Raw genomic sequence first — 21,400 nt, 5'->3', positions numbered from 1 at the left:
ACAAAATACGACCTGTACATCTTTGTATAAAGCCAGAGAAATAGTTACTTTAATAAAGGGTGTGGTTCTATAATAGTATCTTTTTTCGGCATGAGGTCACCATCTATATCTTGAAAAAATAGAGGCAGCCCTTCCGCTAAGACAGGATGTATAACTTTCGTTGGATCTTGTCTTTGATGGTGAATATGCAAATGAGGCTCCGAGGATGAACCGCTATTTCCAACACGCCCTATGAAATCTCCAGGTTCTACAGCATCTCCAACTTCAACAGATACGCTACCTTTTTTAAAATGATTAAGTAAAAGATACGTACCTGTTTCGTTTATTTTTATGTACACGTAATTTCCTTCAATCGACTTAAAATCTTCTGTCCCTGGTGTAATGTCAGCTTCATTATTTGAAACAGCAATAACAACTCCAGAAACAGGTGAGTAAATTTCTTTATTCCATATTCCGTAATCCTCATTACTTTCACTATTAACATTATATGGTTCCATTACTAAATCGTAGGCCCATCTCTCTGATGCCCATACTGCATGAGGCAAATTATCTTTAACATCATTACCGCCCCACCCAATTACAGTTTCTGCAGTTAAAGGCCAGCTTACAGTTATAGATGGTTGAGCACGTTCAATAGTGTTCGGGTAAGCATAAGAAATAATATTCATGGTCATTAGTATTGGAAAGATTAACATTATGTTTACGACTATATTAATAAACAGCTTTACACCTTTCTGCTTTTTAATAATAAATATAATCACCATAATCAAATTAATCATCAATCCTAGCGCCCCTACGATTGGTAAAACTAATTTAAGTATTGCCCATGAATACGCTCCATATATGCCACCAATAAAAAAGACACTGATCCATAACAATAAAATAAATCCTATTAAAGCACCATTTGTGTAACCATACTTTCGCAACACTTTTTTAATAATAAACTTCCTCCTTATGTCTAAAATCCGTAATAATAATCACCATTACTAAATATAGCAATCGAAGGATAACGCGCCTATACGGCCTCAGATGTAGATTTCCATCTTTAGATAAAAAAATACCTTTAGACAAAAAATTATCTAAAGGTAAATCGAAACGTATATTATTTCTACTCGCAAGGGATAGTCCCTCATTTTAATTAGTAGAAAGTACTTGCTCCCAATTTATTGTGCCATTTTTAACTTGTTCCCGTTTTTCTTTATTCATAATATCATTAGGACGTCCGCCTTCTGGCCAATCTTTATCATGATTTTTCCATTCAGGTCGATCCTGCGATAAAATAAAGGCTGCTAAATCAGCGGCATTTTGATCTGTTAAAGTACCCTCTGCACCAACTGGCATATTATGTTTGATGTAGCCAGCCATTTTTGACATTCTCGCCATACCCGCTCCATCATTGAATGAGTTTTTACCCCATAATGCTGGACCTGTATTAGCACCTGTACCTGAGCCATCAGCTGCGTGACAAGCAATACAAGACTGGGCATATACTTCCTCACCGTTCTTAACATCGGGTATAGGAATGTTCTTCATAGTACTTGTACCTACCCATTCACGCTCTGCCCCGATCGGTACACCTTCTGAAATATAGGCGAAGTATGAGACCATTGCTTCTAACTCTTTACTATTCATGTCAAATTTCTTACCGTTCATACTGCGAACCATACAACCGTTAATACGCTCCTCAATCGTTACAATATCACCTGAGCGTGCAATATATTGAGGATAATTCGCCATAACACCTACCAATGACGAAACTTGTTCATCATAACCCGCTCCTGCATGACAGCTTGTGCAAGACAACTGATTCCCAACATATTCTTCTGCAGCAACATGTGTATTATTTACAAGCTCATAGCCGTATAATATCGCTTCCTTCATAGGTCCATCTGGTACTTCTTCAATACTTGGCGGTGCATAGACAACTGACTGAGCAGCTGCTGTCGTTGGTATTTTTGTTTGTACAGCAACTTCTTTACTTTCTCCTTTAGCATCCCCTAAAATTTTGTCGCTAATGACCGCCCCCACAAAAAGTGTACCTACTAACAGCACTGTCCCCGCAACCCCTGCTACTATAGGTTTCATCTACAATACCCCCCTTTGTATAATCACCTATATTTTAGCAAAACGAGATGTTTTTCGATGTGATTTTTCTCACACTTCACGTAAATAGAACCATTTAGAGGATATAATTACAAATTCTTTTGTTCTATAACACATTAAACAAGACTTAATACCTCATACAGTATGAATTATTTCCTAATACAAAAATGCCGAGCACAGCATTGCACCCAGCATTTTAGCGTATTCTTATAATTTACATTCACCATCAGCACAAATAGCTTCACCATCACCTACCATCTTTAAAACCGGCTGAATACCCGCTATCTCCGCCGCTTGATGTAAAGTACGTACGAAAACCTCAGTTGGCTCTGCACCTTTAATACCGTAACGATTTTCAAAAACAAAGAACGGAACACTTTGTATACCTAGCTGTTGGGCATCATATCGATCTCTATCTAAAACTTCACTGAAGTCTTTTGATGCTAGTACGCCCTTTGCCATTTCAACATCTAAGTCTAAATTTTCAATGACTTTTAACAAGAACCTATCATCGTTTAAGTCTTTTCCTTCCAAAAAATAACCACTCATAAGTTCTTCCGTATAAACCGACTCTTTACCAAAATCTCTTGTCCATTTTGCCAATCGATGAGCTTTTTCAGTATGAGCTGTTTTCATATCCTCAAAATTGTAATGCAAGCCAACCTCTTCGGCCCGTATTGCTATACCCTTAGTTATTTCCTTTACTTCTTCTATCGTGGAGTCAAATTTCGCAGTCATACCCTCATATAAAGTTGGTGCATCTTTCTTAGGCGTATCTGGTCCAATTTGATATGCTTTGTATTCAATTTCTACCTGCCCTGAATAACCTGCTAAGTCAATAGCACGCTCCAATTCTCGTTTGCCAATATAGCAGAACGGACATGTAAAATCGGAAAAAACCTCAATTTTCATTTACAACTACCTCCTATAATATATTCATCCAAATTTTGATAGCAGTTGCCAATATAAGTACTGCTAAAATAGCCTGCAAAATTTTCGTATTTAAATTTTTCCCTGCCCTTGCACCTAATGGAGCAGCTACTAGGCTAGCTATAATCATAATGACTGCAGGATAGTAATTAACTTGTCCCGTCATCAATTTTCCAATCGTTCCACCTATTGAGGATATCAAGGTAATCGCAAGGCTTGTAGCGATTGTCATACGTGTGGGTATACCTAATACTACTAGCATTATCGGTACTAACAAGAAACCACCAGCTGCCCCGACAATCCCCGATCCAATACCAACAATAAACGCTAAAACGGCTGCTATCGGTTTATTGAACGTTACCTCATCTAAAGGCTTGTCGTCAATTTGCTTCTTAGGAATAAACATCATCACCGCGGCAATCAACGCCAATACACCATAAACGATGTTAACGCCCACTTCAGATAAAAATTTAGAACCATAACTACCAACGAAACTCCCTACTAATACGGCACCACCCATATATATAATCAGTGATTTATTTAAATAACCACCTTTTCGATATGCCCATACTCCTGCCATAGAAGCAAATAACACTTCTACTGCACTAATCCCTGACACCTCGTGTGCTGAAAATGCTGCAAAGCCAAGTAAAGGTGGGATATATAATAACATTGGATATTTAATAATTGCTCCGCCAATTCCTAGCATTCCTGATACAAACGAACCGACAAAGCCAATCAAAAATATTGTAATAATCCATGCTAAATCCATACTCTTCCTTCTTTCTGGTTACTTCACTAAGAACCAATAACAAAAGGAGGGGTGTTCTACTTTCCAATAGACAACCCCCTCCAGTCTTAAGCTTTCTGAATAAAGAATGTAATGACACCAGCGTCTTCAGTTTTATCTAAAATTGTATGACCACCGGCTTTTACCCAAGCAGGGATGTCCGCTAGCGCTCCCTTATCTGTTACTTGAACCTCTAAAACTTCCCCTGAAGCTAATGTATCTATCGCTTTTTTTGTTTTCACTATAGGCATTGGACAAGATAGACCTTTTGCATCTAGTTGTAAGTTTGATTTCATATTTTTCTCCTTTGGAACGGCAAAGGTTGTAAGCGATTTTGCCGGTTCTGTTTGTTTTTTCACGACTTTACGAAGGATGAGCGCCTTCGCTTCGCGGTATTTACATGCTATAACCATGCATGCGTACTCATTGCATTTCACTTAACGGACTATCGAACTGCGCAGCGATTCGGACCAATTTCCATCTCTGTTCGCTCATCCTGCGTCGGGGTAATCTTACCCATATTTACTTGACGAATTTCTTGATATGCATTTGGCTGTGGAGGCAAATGCTTTGTTACCACGCTTCGGAATTCTGCTTCATCTTTAATATTTAAGCCGTGATTTTCGGCAAATAATTGCCCAAGATGTTTTGCTACAGTTCCATCTTCATTTAGTTCATCAATAATCATAAAATGAGCCGGTAAAACAATTAAATCATCCGATAATTCTCTGTATCGTTTGTAAAGTGTTTCGCGTAAATCACCAACCCAATCTTCTGCAAGACCCGCTAAATCAGGGCGTCCAATTGAATCAATAAATAAAATATCTCCAGTTAATAAATACTTGTTGTCCACAACAAATGACGTTGAACCAATTGTATGACCAGGAGAATAAATCGCTCCTACATCAATTTTAGAGGCGCCAACTTGTACAGTTGTTCCATCCAGTAAAGGTGTATAGTCAAACACAACCTCTTCTGCATCTTTTGGTGGTAAATAATACGCCGCACCAGTAGTAGCTGCTATATGTCGTCCACCAGAAATATGATCAGCATGCAAATGTGTATCGAACACATATTTAATTTTTACGTTTTTCTCTTCCGCAAAGCTTGTGAATGTGTCAGTAAAACGCACAGCATCGATAATCGCAGCTTCTCCCTCAGAGATGACCATATAAGAAAGGCAACCCTTCCCTAAACGTACAAATTGATAAAGCTCACCACCATCTGTTAAATCTCCAACTTTAATCGGTTCTAAATATTCACTCCACGTTTTCATTCCACCTTCTAAATAAGCCACCGTGCGTCCCGCTTCTGATAACATCTCGGCTACCATCAGAGATGACCCTTCTTTCGCACAAACGACTAACACATCCTTATCAGCTGGAATCTTCGGTAAAATATCCTCGACGCCGTCTAATAGCTCAAAATACGGAATATTAAGGTATTCAAATTTATGTCCATCAATTTTCCAATCTTCGAATGCATCCGCATTTCGAACATCTAAAATAAATAATTCTTCATTATTAATTACTTTTTTCGCTACTTGTGCTGCGCTCCATTTTAGAACTGACACTTTAGTTACCCCCTCAGGTATTGTTTTATTGATTTTTTTAGCGGAAAGGACTACCCTCTCCGCTTGTATAGTTACAAATTAATTAGAATGTTAATGACGGTGCTGCATCTTTTGCAAACTCTAAGAACGTCACAGCTCCCCCAACCTCGATACCTTCAATAAAATCCGCTGTCGTTAAACCCATTACATCCATAGTCATTTGACACGCGATCATCTTCACACCTAATTCTTGTGCCATTTCCACCAATTGCGGAATTGCTGGTACATTAGCTTTAGCAAACCCTTCTGCAAAATGCTCCGCTCCCGCAGGCATAGGTAATGCGTGCATTCCTTGTTTATGAATTAAATTTAAACCTTCGAATGTAAAGAAGATGGCTACTTCTTTCTCTGTAGCAGCCGCTGCCGTCGCAATATTGAACACCTTATACGCATCGAAAAGACCACCGTTACTTGCAATTATCGCTACTTTATTTGACATAATAAATTCCTCCTAAATATTTTTTGTTAAATTTCCCGTCCAGGAAGTCATCCCTGGTAGAACGTTAAATACCTTTGTAAAGCCATGTGCTGTAAGCTTTTGAGCAGCTAAATCACTACGCTTCCCTGTTCGACATACGACATAAATCTCTTGTTCTTTATCAAGCTCAGAAAGACGAGCTTCTAGTTCCCCCATCGGAATAGACTTTGCTCCCTCAATATGCCCAAAAGCAAACTCCGCCTTCTCACGAACATCGAGAATAAGACCTTCTCTTTCCATAACCTCTTCTAACTCAATTGTCTGTTCAAATGTTCTCTCATCCATTGTGTCATCTGAACATTTACGAATGTAATGTTTAAGCACACTCTCTTCTTCCACTGTCCCAATATATTGATGGCCCACAGATTCAGCCCATGCAGCAATATCCGCCTTCGAACCTTTATCTGTCGCTGAGACTTCTAAAATTTGACCATCTACTAAATCAGTCATCACCTTTTTCGTTTTAACAATCGGCATAGGACAAGAAAGACCCTTGGCATCTAGCTGAAAATCTACCTTAATACTCATAACTTCCTCCTATATACCTATAAGGGTATTGTTTTTGCTAAAAAAATATAGCAATCGTTACAGGTTTTACTTTACTTCACCATCCCAAGCGAGCATACCACCAACCATATTGGATACGTTGAAACCTTGGCTTTCTAAAAACTGAGTAGCACTTCCACTACGACCACCTGATCGACAGACCATAACATATGGTTCATTTTTATTTAGCTCATGCAGACGAAATTCAAGTAAGCCAAGTGGGATATGAATAATGCCCGGTATGTGTCCCGCCTCAACTTCATCTACTTCACGTACGTCGATTAAATTTATTGCCTGACCTTGCTCTAAAGCTTGTTGTACTTCTTTTGCCGAAATTTCCTTCATGCTATTTTCCTCCTAATACGCACTCATGCCACCACGGACATTTGTGACACGCTCAAATCCTTGTTTTTTTAATTGCTTACACGCCTGACTACTACGCATCCCACTTTGACAAATGACCACTATCTCTTTATCTTTCGGTAATTTATCAAAACTCGAACCAAGTGGAATATTTTTAAATTGTGGGATATTTCGCCCCTTATATTCAGCAGGTGTACGCACATCGATAAAAACTTTATCCTTATCATTCAAAATATTTTTCAATTGCGCCGCCGAAATTGACTGCACCCCTTTCGTTGGCTTCATTCGCCAAACGAAAAATGCAATAACAACAGCAAGTAAAATCCATGTTCCCAAGTAACACTACCTCCTCCCACATACTATTTAGGGTATATAAATTTATCTGCTTTTCACGACTAAATCCATCGCTTCTTGGATGGCTGTATTCACTTTTCCCGCATCCCCTTCAGCAGTCGTAACACATTCCAATAAATTTTCACTAACAATTACTCCAATAGTCCGATCAACCGCAGAACGCACGGCAGATAGCTGTGTAATCACATCTTTACAGTTTTTTTCTTCTTCCATCATGCGTAAAACACCACGCAATTGACCTTCTATTCGCTTCACTCGATTAGCTGTTTTTGTACCGTAAGCCATACTATCACGCCTCCCTTCAAAACGATTGATTGAACTTGCTTACGTGATTCATAATATACCCCATTAGGTATAATGTCAACATGAAAGCTCGAATTTTTCTTAATCATCGTTACAATGTCATTTCCCTCTTGTAGCAACGTTTTATTCCGTCAATAGACTGAGTTCCTCTATTTCAGCGGGTGTAAACACCGCTGAAATAAGTTAAAAAAAGCGAGAAATCCGACGATGCATCATCGAATTTCTCGCTTAAATAGAATTTATAGCACATTGCTATGAAGGCTTATTTCTTTTTAATAGTAATTGTCCAAGCAGCTTCGCCAACTTGTTCATACTCCGTTACCTCGTGCCCTTCTTCAGCAGCCCAACGAGGAATGGATTCTGTACCTTGTGTACAATCAAATTGCACTTCTAATTCATCGCCTGAATGTAAATCTTTTATAGCTTCTTTTGCTTCTACTAAAGGAAATGGACAAACCATCCCCATTACTTCTAATGTTTTTTTCAAATGAATACACTCCTTTTTTATGCTGTTATTACTCGCGCAGCTTGCTTAGCCTTTTTACTTGGTCGAACGAATACAAAGTAAGATGCTGTCCATGTACCTAAAATCATAAACCCTAATGAAATCCAACCTTGCCAAGTCATCATCGCTGTCATCACCAATCCATTACCAATTGAGCAACCTCCTGCTAAACCTGCGCCGAACCCCATCATAAGTCCACCACATAAGCTGTTTATCGCTGTTTTTGTATCTGGAATACGGAATCTAAATTCGCCACTCATTTTTGCTGCGAATAATGATCCTAAGAAAATTCCTAGTACAAGGAAAACACCCCAGTTGATGAAGCTAATTTGTCCTGTCACTAAAAATTGCAAAATATTAGCAGAAGGTGTTGTAACGCCTAACCCACCTATGCGACCAGTAGCAACACTTAATGGCCACGCTAAAGTTGCAATTACGCCAATAATTGTTGCAGTTATAAATGGATGCCAACGTTTTTCAAATAAAATATGTGCTAATCCCGTTTTTTTCGGCTTTAACCCTGGGATTTTCAATCGTGGCTTCTTGAGCTCACGGTAAATGATCAATGCAACAACTACTACAAAAATCGTAATAATCAACCAGTTGTTTACGCCAATTGTCTCGGCAATAGAATTACTTTCAATGCTCGTTTCTTTAATAGCCTTATCTAATGGCAGCAATACACCTGATTTCATCATTGCTGCTACAAGCATATACCCAGCTAATGCAATCCAACTGCCAATTAAACCTTCTCCAGCACGATACCAAGTCCCTGTTGCACAACCACCAGCGAAAATAATGCCAATCCCAAAAATAAATGAACCAACAATAACAGCTACTATTGGTAAAGAACCAGCACTGAATTCAAATACCTTTAAACTAATTAAGGTATATACACCAACACTTTGAATTGCTATCGCAATCAGTAATGCGTAAAACATACGATTATCTTTTGTCAAATACATATCGCGGAAGCCGCCAGTCAAGCAAAAACGACCACGCTGCATTACAAATCCTAGTAAAGCTCCACAAATAAGTCCTGTAATAACCATTTGGACCATCCATAATTCCCCTTTCGATATCCAAGTATTCTTATAAGATATATTACCACCTGTTTTACTACGAATTCAATCACTTTTTTAAAAAAAATGAAAAATCTAATAACTCTTTCAAACCTACGCACTCAAAAACCCTTGCTACAAGTGCAAATAACTGCTTCTTATAACAAGGGTTCATTTATTTTGTTAATTGCATGGCTGGACCAAAGAATTCATAATGAATTTTTTCGTCTTTCATGCCAATCTCATGTGAATTTTTGATTTCTTTGTAAAGGTTTCTTATAGATTGTTTTCGTTTTTTTCGCAGTATGATTTCAAAGGAATTGTACGCTCTGCACAAATAAAAATATACTTTATAACACCCCCCATTTTTTATTTAACCTATAGAATTACAATGTTTTAATGGTTAAAAATACTGTGATTTAGTTTTGTGCTAACATGTTTATGAAATTCCGGTAATTCCTTTAACGGTTCTTTAAATGTAATTAGTACCTTTTCAATACCGATGCTACTTAATTCTTGTAATTTAGCAATTACTTCATCATAACTACCGATTAACCCTGTACGAAAACCTTCATTATTAGCTACAAAATCACTTAACTGAGTGGCATTTTTCCACATCCCTAACGTTTCTTTGCGATTCTGGAACTGCAGGATTGCTTCTTCATCTGCATGGTCAATAATAGATTGAAATTCTCGGAACGCTTCTTCAGAAGTTTTACGGGCAATCACAAATGCATTAACAGCAAATTTTATCGTCCGCCCCTTTCTTTTCGCAATCTCAGTTACATTTTCAATCTGTTTTTGCAACTCTACAATCGGAGCTCCGTTCATAAAATAAACATCACTGTGCACGCCTGCCATAACTTGAGCGTCTTCTGAATTACCACCTTGATAAATTGAAGGATATGGCTTTTGAATTGGTTTTGGTGTAAGCGTAGCATTTTTTATTGTATAGAAATCGCCCTCATAGCTAAAGTTGTCTTGTGACCAAAGACCTTTCAATACCTCTAAATACTCTGTTGAACGTCGATACCGATCTTCATGGTTGATCCACTCAATACCAAAGGTTTCTTGCTCTTTTTTAAACCAACCACTCACTAAATTAATATGAAATCTCCCATTTGAAATGACGTCTATTGTTGAACCTATTTTAGCTAAAGTTGCTGGATGGATGAACCCAGGCAAAACAGCTGCTATAAAGTGAATATTTTTCGTTTCAGCAAATAACGCTGCCGTAATCGTTAGGGCATCCAGCTGCCCTTCTTCAGCACTATCATTACCACCAATATTACCCATATATCGAATTGGAAATAAAACAGCATTTATATCTAACTTTTCAGCCAATTTTATCAATGTTTTATTGTACTCAAAGCTTCCTTCTGTATTTTGCTCTATCCTAGAACGTAAAAATCCACCTGCTAAATTTGAGCCCCAAATAACAAATTCCATTCAATGATCACTCCATTTACTCAAATAATGGCAATACCTTTTCTCCGAAAATTTCCGCTTCCTCTTTATGAGGGAAGCCTGATAAAATAAAGTGCCTTACGCCGATATCAATATACGCTTGCAACCCTGCTTTTACTTGCTCCGGTGTACCAACAATGGCGGTTCCTGCACCTTTTCGAATTTTCCCGATACCTGCCCAACTGTATTGATCAAATCGCTCGTTTTCAGCAGTAAGGACATTCATTCTTTTTTGAGCCACTGAATCTACCGTTTCATAATATCGATTAAGATTCGATTGTACAGGGTTTTCAATTTTACTAATAATGTTATAAGCAGCATCCCAAGCCTCTTGTTCTGTATCCCGTACAACTATATGAATTCGAATACCGTACTCTAATTGACGATTATACTTTTTAGCTCGTCTTTCAACATCTTGAATTTGTTCCTGAATGCTCGCAATTGGCTCCCCCCATTGCAAATAAACATCTGCAGCTTTAGCAGCTATTTCCTTAGCCACATCGGAAGAACCTCCAAAATAAATAGGAATACCTTTTTCTTGATAAAGAGTAGGAATCAACTTTCCTTCAGTTACATTAAAAAACTCGCCATCATGATGAAACGATTCTCCTCGCCATGTTTCTTTCACTACAGTTAAAAATTCATCTGTACGTTCATAGCGTTGTTGGTGTGATAAATAGTCACCGTCTTGTGCTAGCTCTTTTTCTGAACCGCCCGTTACAACATTGACCAACACTCTCCCCTTCGAAAATTGATCTAAAGTTGCTGCCATTTTAGATGCAACTGTCGGTGAAACAAAGCCGGGTCTAAATGCAATTAACGGTTTTATATGCTTTGTCTGATGAATGATCGCAGACCCCACAAGCCAAGAATCTAAATAAGGAATACCTGTTGGAATCAAAATCCCTTCAAATCCTGCTTTTTCTGCTGTTTGAGCTACATCTACTAAATACTCAAAGGTCGGCTCTCTTTCAGGCTGCTTTAACCCTAAATACCTTCCGTCTCCATTTGTAGGAGCAAACCAATAAAAATGTGGTTTCATAGTTCTCTCTCCTTACCTAATTAAATTCTTCCACTAGCTTTAACAATCGATCCTTTTCACTGTAATTTTGATATTGCGCTGCAAAGGTACGAACAGGATCACCTGAATAAAAACGTTCATATAATTCGTGACGCGCTCCAAGTTGACTACCTATTAAATCCCAAGCTAGTTTAATAAATTTGGTTCTTGCAAAGGCACTTGTATGTGTACCTCCATAATACGACTGTAACTTGTCGCCTATTGGCCCATTGATTTCTTCAATAGTAGACGGCACTTGCAGTAATCCGCTTGCTCCAATTTGCTGTAATATTTCCAAAGCACGTGGATAATAACGTGTACCTAAATTTCGGGCAGTCGTTAAAAATCGTTGTTTAGGTAGATAAATTCCATTGTGTTCGATAGCTTCATATTCAGCCGCATTTAATAAGCCCTTTATCGTTTCTAACTGTATGATTAACTCACTCAACTTCTCTTTTACATGTAAAAACTCCATCGCTCCAGCTGTTTCCGCTAGTTCGTTGCCAATTGAGACGACCGATTCTAATTTACTAATCAGGCGTACAACCGTTTGATGCTGACTTAACAAGGATGATGCCGTTTCTATTCGTAGCTTCCAAGCTAATTCAGGATCTTCTGCTACCAACACCCTTTCCCAAGGGATTAGAACATTATCAAATATTAAGACAGCATCCATTTCATCAAAACGAGAGCTTAAAGGATGGTTGTTTGTATCAGTTGAAGCAAACGATTCTCGACATACCATATGTAGCCCTTGAGCTGAGGTTGGAACATAAAATACATTTGCCATTAGTGCTTCCTCTAACCCTCGCTTATGATAAGAGGTTATGAGCAGTTCATCTACATATGGTGCTGCTGTAGCAATTGTTTTAGCACCACTCACAAAAATGCCTTCTTCATTTTTAGTAACTACACGTAATTTCCCGTGCTCTATCTCTTCAGCAGATTTTGAACGGTTTTTTTGCGGGTCATGTGCAGCTACCGTTGATAATAAATCTAAATCACGCGACTCTTCGTATAGTTTTTCAAGCTTTGTTGCAATGCCCGGTGTCAAAACATCTAATTGTTGTCTACTTGCATACCAACCTACTAACTGCGAACGAGAATATTCGGATAAACGGCTCATTACGCCAAATGTTTCATCTACCCAGCATTTATAAGCTAAACTTTTCCTTTTCAAATCATTGATTGATGTTGGAACTAAAAAAGATAAATGGGCATTTGTACCTTTTTCCGTTTCATACGTTAAAATCGATTTTGTCGGCTCCACTGTTTGTAAATTTAATAAATGCTGTATTGTTTGAACAGTCCCTTTAAAGGCGTTATGGTTTTCTAAATTATTAACAATCTCCCCATCTAACCAAACTGTTCGCCCATTATTCAACCTCTGCAAATACGGAATCGGCGTATTCATCTTCGTTTACCTCCCCTTCAATCAAATTATTCAAAAAATGATTTAACTTATTTTTCAAATAGGACTTATCATAAGTTTCATACTGCAATGCATAGACGCGAATTGGATCCCCTGTGTAGAACCGTTCGTATAAATCATGACGTGAACCGAGTTGACTGCCAATAAGCTCCCACCCAATTCTAAATAACTTTTCTTTAGTTTGTGCATCCACCTTTGCCCCTTTATAGTATTTAGAAAATAACGGATATAGCTCATGATTTTCTGGGATCGGAAATGACGATAATTGAATAAAGCCTCCTGCACCAATCTGCTTTAAAATATCTAGAGCACGGCCATAGAAATGGGTACCTAAATTTCTTGCTGTTTGGAGTGGCGTAATATTAGGTAAATAAACTTTCTGCTCATTTAGATGCCCTTCTTTTTCTGATGAAATTAATAAAGCTTCAATACTATCAATTTGTGTATAAAGCTCCCCTATTTTTTCTTGAACATGTAGAAAGTAATCTGCACCAATTGATTGAGCTATTGCTGTTGTAACTCCAGCAATAAATTCTAATTTTGATAGTAAACGAACCACCGTTTGATGCTGTGCTAGCGCATCGATTTGCTGATGCTGATGAGCTTTCAACACGCCCTCAGGAGAACCTTTAATAAGCACCCTATCCCACGGAATTAAAACATCGTCAAATAATAAAACAGCGTCCATTTCATCGAATCTTGAACTTAATTTATGATGTTCTTTATTTGAAGCAAATGATTCTCGACAAACAATTTGTAGTCCAGGTAAGTTTAATGGCACAATAAACATATTTGCTTGTGCTATTTGATTTGATGATAATTTTTGCGGAGAAGTAACAATGACATCATGTGCATACGGAGCACCAGTTGCAATCATTTTAGCCCCTCGTACAACTACCCCCTCCTCGGTCTCCCGTATAATACGCAATAATGCATCTTCATCTTGCTCTTCTGCTAGTTTCGAACGATCAATTTGAGGATCCAAAATTGCAGTAGTAACAATTCGCCGTTCATCTCTAGCCAACTCATAATATTTCGTTATTTTTTCAACAAATCCAACATCATATTGCGCAAACTGATGACGATCCAAATAGTATCCGGTAATTAGAGAATTAGCATAATCTGATAAACGACTCATCACTCCATAGGTTTTATTCGACCATAGAGCAAATGCTTTTTTACGCTTTATTAAATCCTCATAGCTACGTGGAATATAAAATGCACTATGAACAAATCGATTACTTTTCGGACTTTTAAAGCCTGCAATGCTTTGATTCTTCTCATCATCTAGAAGTGCTATTAAATTTGTGATAGTTTCTAATGTTCCCGTAAAGGCAGGATGAGTTGTTACGTCCACTTTTACTCCGTCCAGCCACACACTTCTTCCATCTTTCAAACTTCCACTAAAAGACATTTATTTCTCCAACTCCTTTTCATGAACACAAAAAACTCCCACCAAATCTCCTTCGCAAATCTTCGCTTAAGACATCAATGAGAGCTCCATTTTTATGGTCACTATGAATATTTTTTTAGGCAAAAAACAAAATCGGAGCTTTTAGTTCTAAAACTAAAGCTCCGATTTTTTCAGTCGCCACATTATATAAATTAATTTACATATTAAACCAAACAAAACCAATAAGTCAAGTATACTTTTAAAATTAATTTATCAATTTACCACGGCTAAATTGCGTCCGCCGCATTCATCTCACCACCTATAGAAGTGGGAGACTTCTGTTACCTGTCTCTTCACTTTCGCTACCCAAACACTTACTGAAAGAAGTTAAAAACTTATTGATTTATAAAAAAGCGTTTGCTATAATCCTACTAATCCAATTGGTATTAAAATAATTACTGACCGGAATCACCGGAGGCGTGTAAACAATTGTCGTTTACGCGTTTTTTTATTGCTTATATCTAGTAGTCAGTGTCAATATTACTTTTTTAGATAATGGAGGATAAAAAAAATGAAACAATTTCTTTTCCTTTTAAGTACTATGCTATTGATATCAGTGTTAGCAGCTTGTAATTCAAACGGGACTGCACAAGATCCATCAAATAAAACAATTAAAATAGGTTTTACACCCGGTCCATACAGCGACCAATTTCAACTTGGCATTGCACCGATACTAAAAGAAAAAGGATACACAATTGAAACAATTGAATTCAGTAATATTATCCAGCCTAATATCGCTTTAGGTGATGGCTCAATTGATGCTAATATTTTTCAACACACAGCCTATTTGGAAAACTTTAAAAAAGAGAAGCATTTAGATTTGACAGAAATACTTAAAGTTCCTACTGCACCAATGGGGGTCTATTCAGATCGTTTTGATTCTATCGACAGTTTAGAAAAAAATAAAGAATATACAGTAGCAATTCCTAATGATCCAGCTAATATTGCACGTGCTCTACGAATCTTAGACGATCTTGGATGGATTGAACTAAAAGAAGGTTATTCACCCACTACAGTGAGTAAACAAGATATCACTAAATATGTATACACCATTGATTTCGTCGAAATGGAGCAAGCACAATTGCCACGTTCACTGTCTGACGTAGATTTTGCACTTGTAAATGGTAACTTTATTTTGTCATCTGGAAGAAAACTATCATCGAACTTAGCATTAGAGAACCCAACTTTCGAATACCAAAACCTATTAGCAGTTCGCACTGAGGATAAAGATAAAAAATTTGTAAAGGATTTAATTGAAGCATATCATTCTGCAGATTTTCAGAAATTTATTGAATCCAATAAAGACTACGAAGGATTTCATCGACCAGATTATTTTAAAAACTAATTCTTTATGAAATTAAAAAGATGACGTGCTTTTAAATAAGAGCACGTCACCCATAATTTTAAAAATCTTATTTTACTAATTGCATGGCTGGACCAAAGAATTCATAATGAATTTTTTCGTCTTTCACGCCAATCTCATGTAAATTTTTAATGACCGCTTCCATAAAGCCAGCAGGTCCACATACGTAAACATCTGCATTGTTGGCTACTTTTTCAGCTAAAAATTCTTTTGTTATTTTCTTATCTTCATCCGAATATAACGCCGTGTATGTTGCATTTGGAAGCACATTTACTTTCTTTTGAATGTCATCGCTAAATGCTACAACTTTTTCATTGCGCGCACATTGAATAAAGCTTACTTCATTTGCCGCATTATCTTTTAGTGATTGCAGCATACTGTTTAATGGTGTTACCCCGATACCACCGCTTACAAATGTAATTGGAGCAGAAGTTTCTTCTAAGACAAATAGTCCTGCTGGAGCACTTACATCCACTAAATCTCCGACTTCTAATACGTCGTGAATAAAGTTAGATACTTTACCATTTGGCGTATGATCGCTTTCACGTTTTACAGAAATACGATAGCCATCTTCTGTACTTGCTTGTGAAAGTGTATATTGACGGTTCATTAAATACTCTTCACCTGGTACTTTCACACGAATACTGATATATTGACCTGGCTCATAAGCTGGTAGAGGGGAACCATCTTCATTTTCAAAGTAGATAGATGTAACAAGATCACTTTCTACTACTTTTTTCGCTACTTTCAACGGTTTAAATAAGCGCCATCCGCCATTACCCTCAGCTTTTTGATATAGCTCTTCTTCTACTTGAATGAAGATATCTGCAATGACGCCATATGCTTCAGCCCATGCATTAATGATATCATCTGTTGCTGCATCACCAAGCACTTCTTTAATCGCTTTTAGTAAGTTTTCTCCTACTATTGGATAATGCTCAGGTAAAATTCCTAGACTACGGTGTTTATGAGCAATTAACATCACCGCTGGTAAAATAGCTTCTAAATTTTCAATATGAACTGCCGCCGCATAAACTGTGTTTGCTAATGCTGTTTGCTGACGACCTTTTTCTTGATTTGTATGGTTAAAAATATTTAATAATTCTGGATGAGCTTGGAACAAATTTTTATAAAATGTTTTAGTAATTTCCACTCCGTGAACTTCTAATACAGGAACTGTTGCTTTAATAATTTGTACTGTTTCTTGTTTTAACATATCGCTTACCACCCTTTCGTGATTACAATATAACGCTCTCACTTTTTAAAAGCAATATATAAAATACATCTTTAACAAAATGGACATAATTAATGTATTTTAAATACATCTTTAAAAAAGTATTGAATTTATAATACTTCAAGGTAAAAATGCTATAATTATTTTGAACTATAGAAAGTAGGGTGTTCTTATGCGCTTAACTTTATACACAGATTATTCTCTCCGAACACTCATATATTTGGGTGCGAAGGAAGATGGCCAATTATCAACTATCCAAGAAATTTCAGATGCTTATAATATATCGAAAAACCATTTAATGAAGGTGACACACCAACTTGGATTATTGGGCTATATTGAAACGATTCGAGGGCGTGGCGGAGGAATTCGCCTAGCAATTGATCCAAAGACCATTACAATTGGTGAAATAGTACGTCATACAGAAGAGGATTTTCACCTTGTCGAATGCTTTGACAAAGAAAATAATCTTTGTAAGATTGCTCCGGAATGCCAGCTAAAAGGCGTATTATACGAAGCATTACAGGCCTATTTAACAGTCTTAGATCGCTATACTCTAGATGACTTTTTACATTCAAAAGAAAAGTTGATGGCACTGTTGCTTGGCGAATAAAAATACCCGCACAACTAAAGTTGGACGGGTATTTCTTTATGTCTAAAATATTTTACAATGCCTTTGAAAAGAAAATCATATCTAGTGCACGAATGCCATTTTCATAGATTGGCTCTGGGTAATTACTGAAAAAATCTTTTTCAATGGCTTCCATACGAAAACCTGCTTTTTGATAGAAGGCAATATTATCAATACTAGAATTTGCAGTACCAACTATTATCGTTTGATATCCTTGTGATTGACAAATGGTTGTTATTTGTCGCAGTGCTTCTTTCCCAAGTCCTTTACCTTGATACTTCGGTACAATCGCTATATTTTTCAACTCAACTGTCGAATCAGACTGTTCAAGAAGTAACGCTACGCCCGCTAACTGCTCACCACATTTAATCTCGTATAATTCACCGTCATTTAAATATTCTCGAACAGCGACTTCACTTTCATCAGCTAATAATAATTGTGGCAAATAGTCTTCCCTTACACCTTCCACTTTCTTTAAGGTTGTACGATATTGAACAAAATCTTCGCGCTCAAAAACATTTAAAACACACGGCTGCTTTTCTTTAATCTCTAGCCATGAATGCTCTTGCGGAAAATCATTCTCAACTCCTAATCGAATAAAAGACAACTTTTCCTGTGCCTTTTGTGAGCGTATATTGACCTTTCTAGCTCCTGCAAAAACACGCTTTAGCCCTAACTCAAAGAATGCAATATCTAAGATTGCAACTTTTGCTTGAAGATTATAGCCCTTTCCCCAAAATTCATGGCCTAGCCATGAGCCAATATGACAACTCTTTTTATTGTGATCAATAAACATTAATGCCGTCACACCAATAAGTTGCCCTTCCTCATCTAAGACAACACGAGGGACTGTCTTTCCAGCTTCTTCGTCCACACATTCACGTTTAATAAAATTAATCGTATCTTCTACTTTGCCAGCAGGTAACCCTAGTGCATCTCGAACCTGTGGCATAGAAGACAGTGCATGCATCGCTTCAGCATATTTTATATCGTGTCTCACTAAAGTTACTACCATATGCTATTCTCCTTTTAACATGATTAACAACGGACTGTGTAACATCCTCTACTAACATAATGAAGTTATTTCATCCATTTATTTATATATATTTCTTCTGAAAATCAATTATACGTTAGTTGCCAAGATACACCAAAACGATCCTGAATCCAGGCAAATTTCTTAGAAAATCCATAATTATTAAGTGGCATTAAAGCTTGTCCACCTTCTAAAATTTGAGCAACTAGACTGTCGATTTCTTCTTCAGACTCACATTCCATAAAAATAGAAGTTGACGGTGTAAATGTAAAGTTATGCTGTATTACACTATCATTCACCATCATTTTCAAACCTTTTAAATAAAGAACAGCCATCGCAATCTGTTGTGAGTTTTCCATGTAAGTTAAGCTTTCCACCTGTAATTCTGAAAACCATTGTTGATATTGCTGAATAGCTTCATTGGCTTGTCCCTGAAACATTAAAAATGTAGTGGCACTTTTCATTTATTTAACTCCCCTTCATATTTTGTAATCCATTGTGCTGGTGTCATTTTCGCAACTAGCTCACCTATTAATTCATACGGAATATTTTTAGTGCTTGTAAAACGAATACAGCTTTTCCCCATATTGAGTTTCGTCGGTACTCGTTTCGCATACTCCTCTTGGAACCACGAGAGTAACGCTTGATCTGCATAAATGCCCATATGATAAACTGCAATATGACGTTTCTGTGCAGCAAGACTTATAAAGGGCAAGGGAGTTTTGGGCGTGACATGATAGCCCTTCGGATAAGTAGTTAGTGGAACAACATAGCTTACCATGTCATAATACATGCTTTCTTCAAAACCCTCTGGTAAATTGCTTTCTACCACATCCACAAGTTTGGCGAAACTCTCCTGCCATTTTTCATCCACTTGTTCAATATATGAGTTCTTCATTCTCTGCCCTCTTTTCAACATAGTAGTGTGTGTTTTTATTAATTAGAAAACTCATTCCATAACATAGAATTGATTTCCTTACCGACTAAGTATTTAATCGCTCCGCTACATAATAAATCCTAATTGCTGTCTTATTTCACAAACTAGGCTAATCATAGGATTGCCAATTACAATGAATATAGCATCATTTAAAGGAATCAATAAAGCCTCTTTGTAATTTATGCTTTACCTTCCGCCTTTGCTTTTCGGTATAATTCCTTTGTTTTGTAGCCTAATCTAATAATTTCGCGCATTTCCTCTAAACGTGCTACTTGCGTCTCTTCCTTTTTCGCACTATAGATATATCGGGCCCAGTCCTTTTGATAACCCGGTGTTAATCCATCATAAAATATTAAATCATCCGGATTTTCCGCAAGTGAATCACGCAATTGAGGAATCATACCTTCATAGTCACTAACGCACTGACTACTCGCTGTCTTCTTCTTGCCGCGTCCCTTGCCATCTCTCTTTATACTTACTATAGAAAATGTCTCATCTAATGACATAAGACTTGCAAATTTATAATCACTGCCAACAATGTATTTTTCCTCGTCCACTTGAATTGCTGGGAAGATTTCATCGCGGTGGATAAACTGATCATACTTCTTATTACCTTTTTTCGGATAAACAAAAAATAAATAACCTTGTTCCGTAAGAGTGTTTAACTTTAGTACATTTTGTAAATACGTTACCATTTCATCAATAGTAAACACAAAGGCAATTATTCGATCATGAGGTGCGTTCCCTGTTTGAGCTATTCCCTCTAATTGCATCTCCTCTGGTTGATTATGAATGGCAATGGATAGTCCATCCTTAATTTTAAATTTCTTTTGCATAGTTTTGACACCTCTTCTAATTATCAATACAATTTTCTCTTAGTTTTGATAGTATAGCTGATTTAGTGCCATTTTCGTACAAAAAAACGCTCGAATATTCTCGAGCGTTTAAGATTGAGATAAGCTATTTAATTTTTGTAGCCGTAACTATCCCTCTAATAATCGGAATGGCCATTACAATTAACACCGCTGGTAGAAACCACCAACCAAGACTCTCTGCCTCTCCAAGTGCAATACGTACCATTTGGAATGATATAGCTGTAAATATAATTAGACAAAGGTTTTTTATTTCATTCAATATTTTTCGGCTATTTAAATAAAATGCCTCTACATTACTTTCATTTAAGCGTGCTGGGTAATTATGAATATGCGGAATTTTTTCAAGGAGCCCTAGTAATATCCACAGCAATATTCCGATAAACGGAAGGATGAGTAACTCTATTTTCGAACCCCACCGATTAACTTCTCCTGCACCATTAAAATGACCTGGAATCTTTTCGGGTAGTTGACCCCACATTACAATAATATAAAGGATGGACAGTACAAATAACCCGCCACCGATGAAATCCCAAATTTTTTCATATCTTGTTTTCGGCAATTTCAAAATTGGCCTATACATCTTCCCACATCCTTACTTGTTCCTTTATTCATTTTACGTTACTACAGTTCAATTAGTTTCAAATTTATGTAAATTGTCATAATTTTCGAGATTCACAGGTAACTATCCGCCTTTACTTACTGTAAAAAAGCGAATCATTCAACTTTTTTATCATTCTACCCGCGACTAATCACCTTATTATCCCTATTACATATTGTAAAAATAATCACAATACTTTGTAAAATTCGTATAATCTGATATAAATGGTATATACATATTTCACTTTTTTGTAACATTTCTACTAAATTACTGAG

25 protein-coding genes are annotated in these 21,400 nt (G+C 37.0%); 2 read left to right on the top strand and 23 right to left on the bottom strand.

Annotated elements, in window-relative coordinates; translation table 11 throughout:
* Nucleotides 1-44 precede the first annotated feature (44 nt).
* From ACMZ42_RS04800 to ACMZ42_RS04720, 17 genes are all read right to left on the bottom strand, one after another.
* A complete protein-coding gene (locus tag ACMZ42_RS04800; RefSeq protein ID WP_415730783.1) occupies nucleotides 45-878 on the bottom strand; it encodes a M23 family metallopeptidase in 834 nt (277 codons plus the stop codon).
* Nucleotides 879-1,134: 256 nt separating this feature from the next.
* Complete coding sequence (locus ACMZ42_RS04795) at nucleotides 1,135-2,085, bottom strand: c-type cytochrome (protein WP_415730782.1); 951 nt, start codon at nucleotides 2,083-2,085, stop codon at nucleotides 1,135-1,137.
* A 225-nt stretch (nucleotides 2,086-2,310) separates the two neighbouring features.
* Nucleotides 2,311-3,015, bottom strand: a complete 705-nt coding sequence (locus tag ACMZ42_RS04790) for a DsbA family protein (RefSeq protein WP_402870103.1) — start codon at nucleotides 3,013-3,015, stop codon at nucleotides 2,311-2,313.
* A 13-nt stretch (nucleotides 3,016-3,028) separates the two neighbouring features.
* On the bottom strand, nucleotides 3,029-3,805 hold the full coding sequence (locus ACMZ42_RS04785) for a sulfite exporter TauE/SafE family protein (RefSeq protein WP_402870100.1): 777 nt from the start codon (nucleotides 3,803-3,805) through the stop codon (nucleotides 3,029-3,031).
* Between the two features lie 86 nt (nucleotides 3,806-3,891).
* Nucleotides 3,892-4,119 (bottom strand): sulfurtransferase TusA family protein, encoded by a 228-nt coding sequence (locus ACMZ42_RS04780; RefSeq protein ID WP_402870236.1) that lies wholly within the window; start codon nucleotides 4,117-4,119, stop codon nucleotides 3,892-3,894.
* A 149-nt stretch (nucleotides 4,120-4,268) separates the two neighbouring features.
* Nucleotides 4,269-5,396, bottom strand: coding sequence for an MBL fold metallo-hydrolase (locus ACMZ42_RS04775; RefSeq protein WP_415730781.1), 1,128 nt, complete (start codon nucleotides 5,394-5,396; stop codon nucleotides 4,269-4,271).
* An 82-nt stretch (nucleotides 5,397-5,478) separates the two neighbouring features.
* Nucleotides 5,479-5,874, bottom strand: a complete 396-nt coding sequence (locus ACMZ42_RS04770) for a DsrE/DsrF/DrsH-like family protein (RefSeq protein ID WP_370077063.1) — start codon at nucleotides 5,872-5,874, stop codon at nucleotides 5,479-5,481.
* A gap of 12 nt (nucleotides 5,875-5,886) precedes the next feature.
* Nucleotides 5,887-6,441, bottom strand: a complete 555-nt coding sequence (locus tag ACMZ42_RS04765) for a sulfurtransferase TusA family protein (RefSeq protein WP_415730780.1) — start codon at nucleotides 6,439-6,441, stop codon at nucleotides 5,887-5,889.
* A gap of 66 nt (nucleotides 6,442-6,507) precedes the next feature.
* A complete protein-coding gene (locus tag ACMZ42_RS04760; protein WP_415730779.1) occupies nucleotides 6,508-6,804 on the bottom strand; it encodes a rhodanese-like domain-containing protein in 297 nt (98 codons plus the stop codon).
* Nucleotides 6,805-6,816: 12 nt separating this feature from the next.
* Entirely contained in the window at nucleotides 6,817-7,107 is a 291-nt protein-coding gene (locus tag ACMZ42_RS04755) for a rhodanese-like domain-containing protein (RefSeq protein ID WP_415730836.1), read from the bottom strand.
* Nucleotides 7,108-7,200: 93 nt separating this feature from the next.
* Complete coding sequence (locus ACMZ42_RS04750) at nucleotides 7,201-7,461, bottom strand: metal-sensitive transcriptional regulator (protein WP_132361424.1); 261 nt, start codon at nucleotides 7,459-7,461, stop codon at nucleotides 7,201-7,203.
* 280 nt (nucleotides 7,462-7,741) lie between these two features.
* A complete protein-coding gene (locus ACMZ42_RS04745; protein WP_132361421.1) occupies nucleotides 7,742-7,966 on the bottom strand; it encodes a sulfurtransferase TusA family protein in 225 nt (74 codons plus the stop codon).
* 17 nt (nucleotides 7,967-7,983) lie between these two features.
* The gene (locus ACMZ42_RS04740) at nucleotides 7,984-9,045 is read right to left on the bottom strand and encodes a YeeE/YedE thiosulfate transporter family protein (RefSeq protein ID WP_370077072.1); all 1,062 of its coding nucleotides are present in this window, start codon (nucleotides 9,043-9,045) and stop codon (nucleotides 7,984-7,986) included.
* Nucleotides 9,046-9,441: 396 nt separating this feature from the next.
* Entirely contained in the window at nucleotides 9,442-10,494 is a 1,053-nt protein-coding gene (locus ACMZ42_RS04735; RefSeq protein ID WP_415730778.1) for an LLM class flavin-dependent oxidoreductase, read from the bottom strand.
* A 16-nt stretch (nucleotides 10,495-10,510) separates the two neighbouring features.
* The gene (locus ACMZ42_RS04730) at nucleotides 10,511-11,554 is read right to left on the bottom strand and encodes an LLM class flavin-dependent oxidoreductase (RefSeq protein WP_402870088.1); all 1,044 of its coding nucleotides are present in this window, start codon (nucleotides 11,552-11,554) and stop codon (nucleotides 10,511-10,513) included.
* A 16-nt stretch (nucleotides 11,555-11,570) separates the two neighbouring features.
* Complete coding sequence (locus ACMZ42_RS04725; RefSeq protein ID WP_415730777.1) at nucleotides 11,571-12,986, bottom strand: 4-hydroxyphenylacetate 3-hydroxylase N-terminal domain-containing protein; 1,416 nt, start codon at nucleotides 12,984-12,986, stop codon at nucleotides 11,571-11,573.
* A complete protein-coding gene (locus tag ACMZ42_RS04720; protein ID WP_415730776.1) occupies nucleotides 12,949-14,418 on the bottom strand; it encodes a 4-hydroxyphenylacetate 3-hydroxylase family protein in 1,470 nt (489 codons plus the stop codon). Before ACMZ42_RS04720 ends, ACMZ42_RS04725 begins: the two co-directional genes overlap by 38 nt.
* A gap of 550 nt (nucleotides 14,419-14,968) precedes the next feature.
* On the opposite strand from ACMZ42_RS04720, the gene ACMZ42_RS04715 reads away from it, so the two are divergent.
* A complete protein-coding gene (locus ACMZ42_RS04715; RefSeq protein WP_415730775.1) occupies nucleotides 14,969-15,802 on the top strand; it encodes a MetQ/NlpA family ABC transporter substrate-binding protein in 834 nt (277 codons plus the stop codon).
* Between the two features lie 67 nt (nucleotides 15,803-15,869).
* Here ACMZ42_RS04715 and hmpA read toward each other — a convergent pair whose 3' ends face one another.
* Nucleotides 15,870-17,036, bottom strand: coding sequence for an NO-inducible flavohemoprotein (gene hmpA / locus ACMZ42_RS04710; protein ID WP_415730774.1), 1,167 nt, complete (start codon nucleotides 17,034-17,036; stop codon nucleotides 15,870-15,872).
* A gap of 190 nt (nucleotides 17,037-17,226) precedes the next feature.
* Between hmpA and ACMZ42_RS04705 the strand changes: the two genes are divergently transcribed.
* Entirely contained in the window at nucleotides 17,227-17,664 is a 438-nt protein-coding gene (locus ACMZ42_RS04705) for an Rrf2 family transcriptional regulator (protein WP_415730773.1), read from the top strand.
* 52 nt (nucleotides 17,665-17,716) lie between these two features.
* Here the strand turns inward: ACMZ42_RS04705 and ACMZ42_RS04700 are convergent, their stop codons facing one another.
* The 5 genes from ACMZ42_RS04700 to ACMZ42_RS04680 form a co-directional block, all read right to left on the bottom strand.
* The gene (locus ACMZ42_RS04700) at nucleotides 17,717-18,697 is read right to left on the bottom strand and encodes a GNAT family N-acetyltransferase (RefSeq protein WP_415730772.1); all 981 of its coding nucleotides are present in this window, start codon (nucleotides 18,695-18,697) and stop codon (nucleotides 17,717-17,719) included.
* 104 nt (nucleotides 18,698-18,801) lie between these two features.
* The gene (locus tag ACMZ42_RS04695) at nucleotides 18,802-19,179 is read right to left on the bottom strand and encodes a VOC family protein (RefSeq protein ID WP_415730771.1); all 378 of its coding nucleotides are present in this window, start codon (nucleotides 19,177-19,179) and stop codon (nucleotides 18,802-18,804) included.
* Entirely contained in the window at nucleotides 19,176-19,613 is a 438-nt protein-coding gene (locus tag ACMZ42_RS04690; RefSeq protein ID WP_415730770.1) for a DUF1801 domain-containing protein, read from the bottom strand. The genes ACMZ42_RS04695 and ACMZ42_RS04690 overlap by 4 nt, the downstream gene beginning before the upstream one ends.
* A gap of 218 nt (nucleotides 19,614-19,831) precedes the next feature.
* Nucleotides 19,832-20,488 carry a YdeI/OmpD-associated family protein gene (locus ACMZ42_RS04685; protein ID WP_370077090.1) on the bottom strand — a complete coding sequence of 219 codons (657 nt, stop codon included), beginning with the start codon at nucleotides 20,486-20,488 and terminating at the stop codon, nucleotides 19,832-19,834.
* 124 nt (nucleotides 20,489-20,612) lie between these two features.
* A complete protein-coding gene (locus ACMZ42_RS04680) occupies nucleotides 20,613-21,107 on the bottom strand; it encodes a DUF1648 domain-containing protein (RefSeq protein WP_370077092.1) in 495 nt (164 codons plus the stop codon).
* Nucleotides 21,108-21,400: the final 293 nt, after the last annotated feature.

Source organism: Lysinibacillus sp. NPDC056185 (assembly GCF_047737915.1).
Taxonomy (GTDB): Bacteria; Bacillota; Bacilli; order Bacillales_A; family Planococcaceae; genus Lysinibacillus.
Note: the sequence above shows the minus strand (reverse complement) of the source record. Positions and strands in the feature narration are given on the sequence as shown.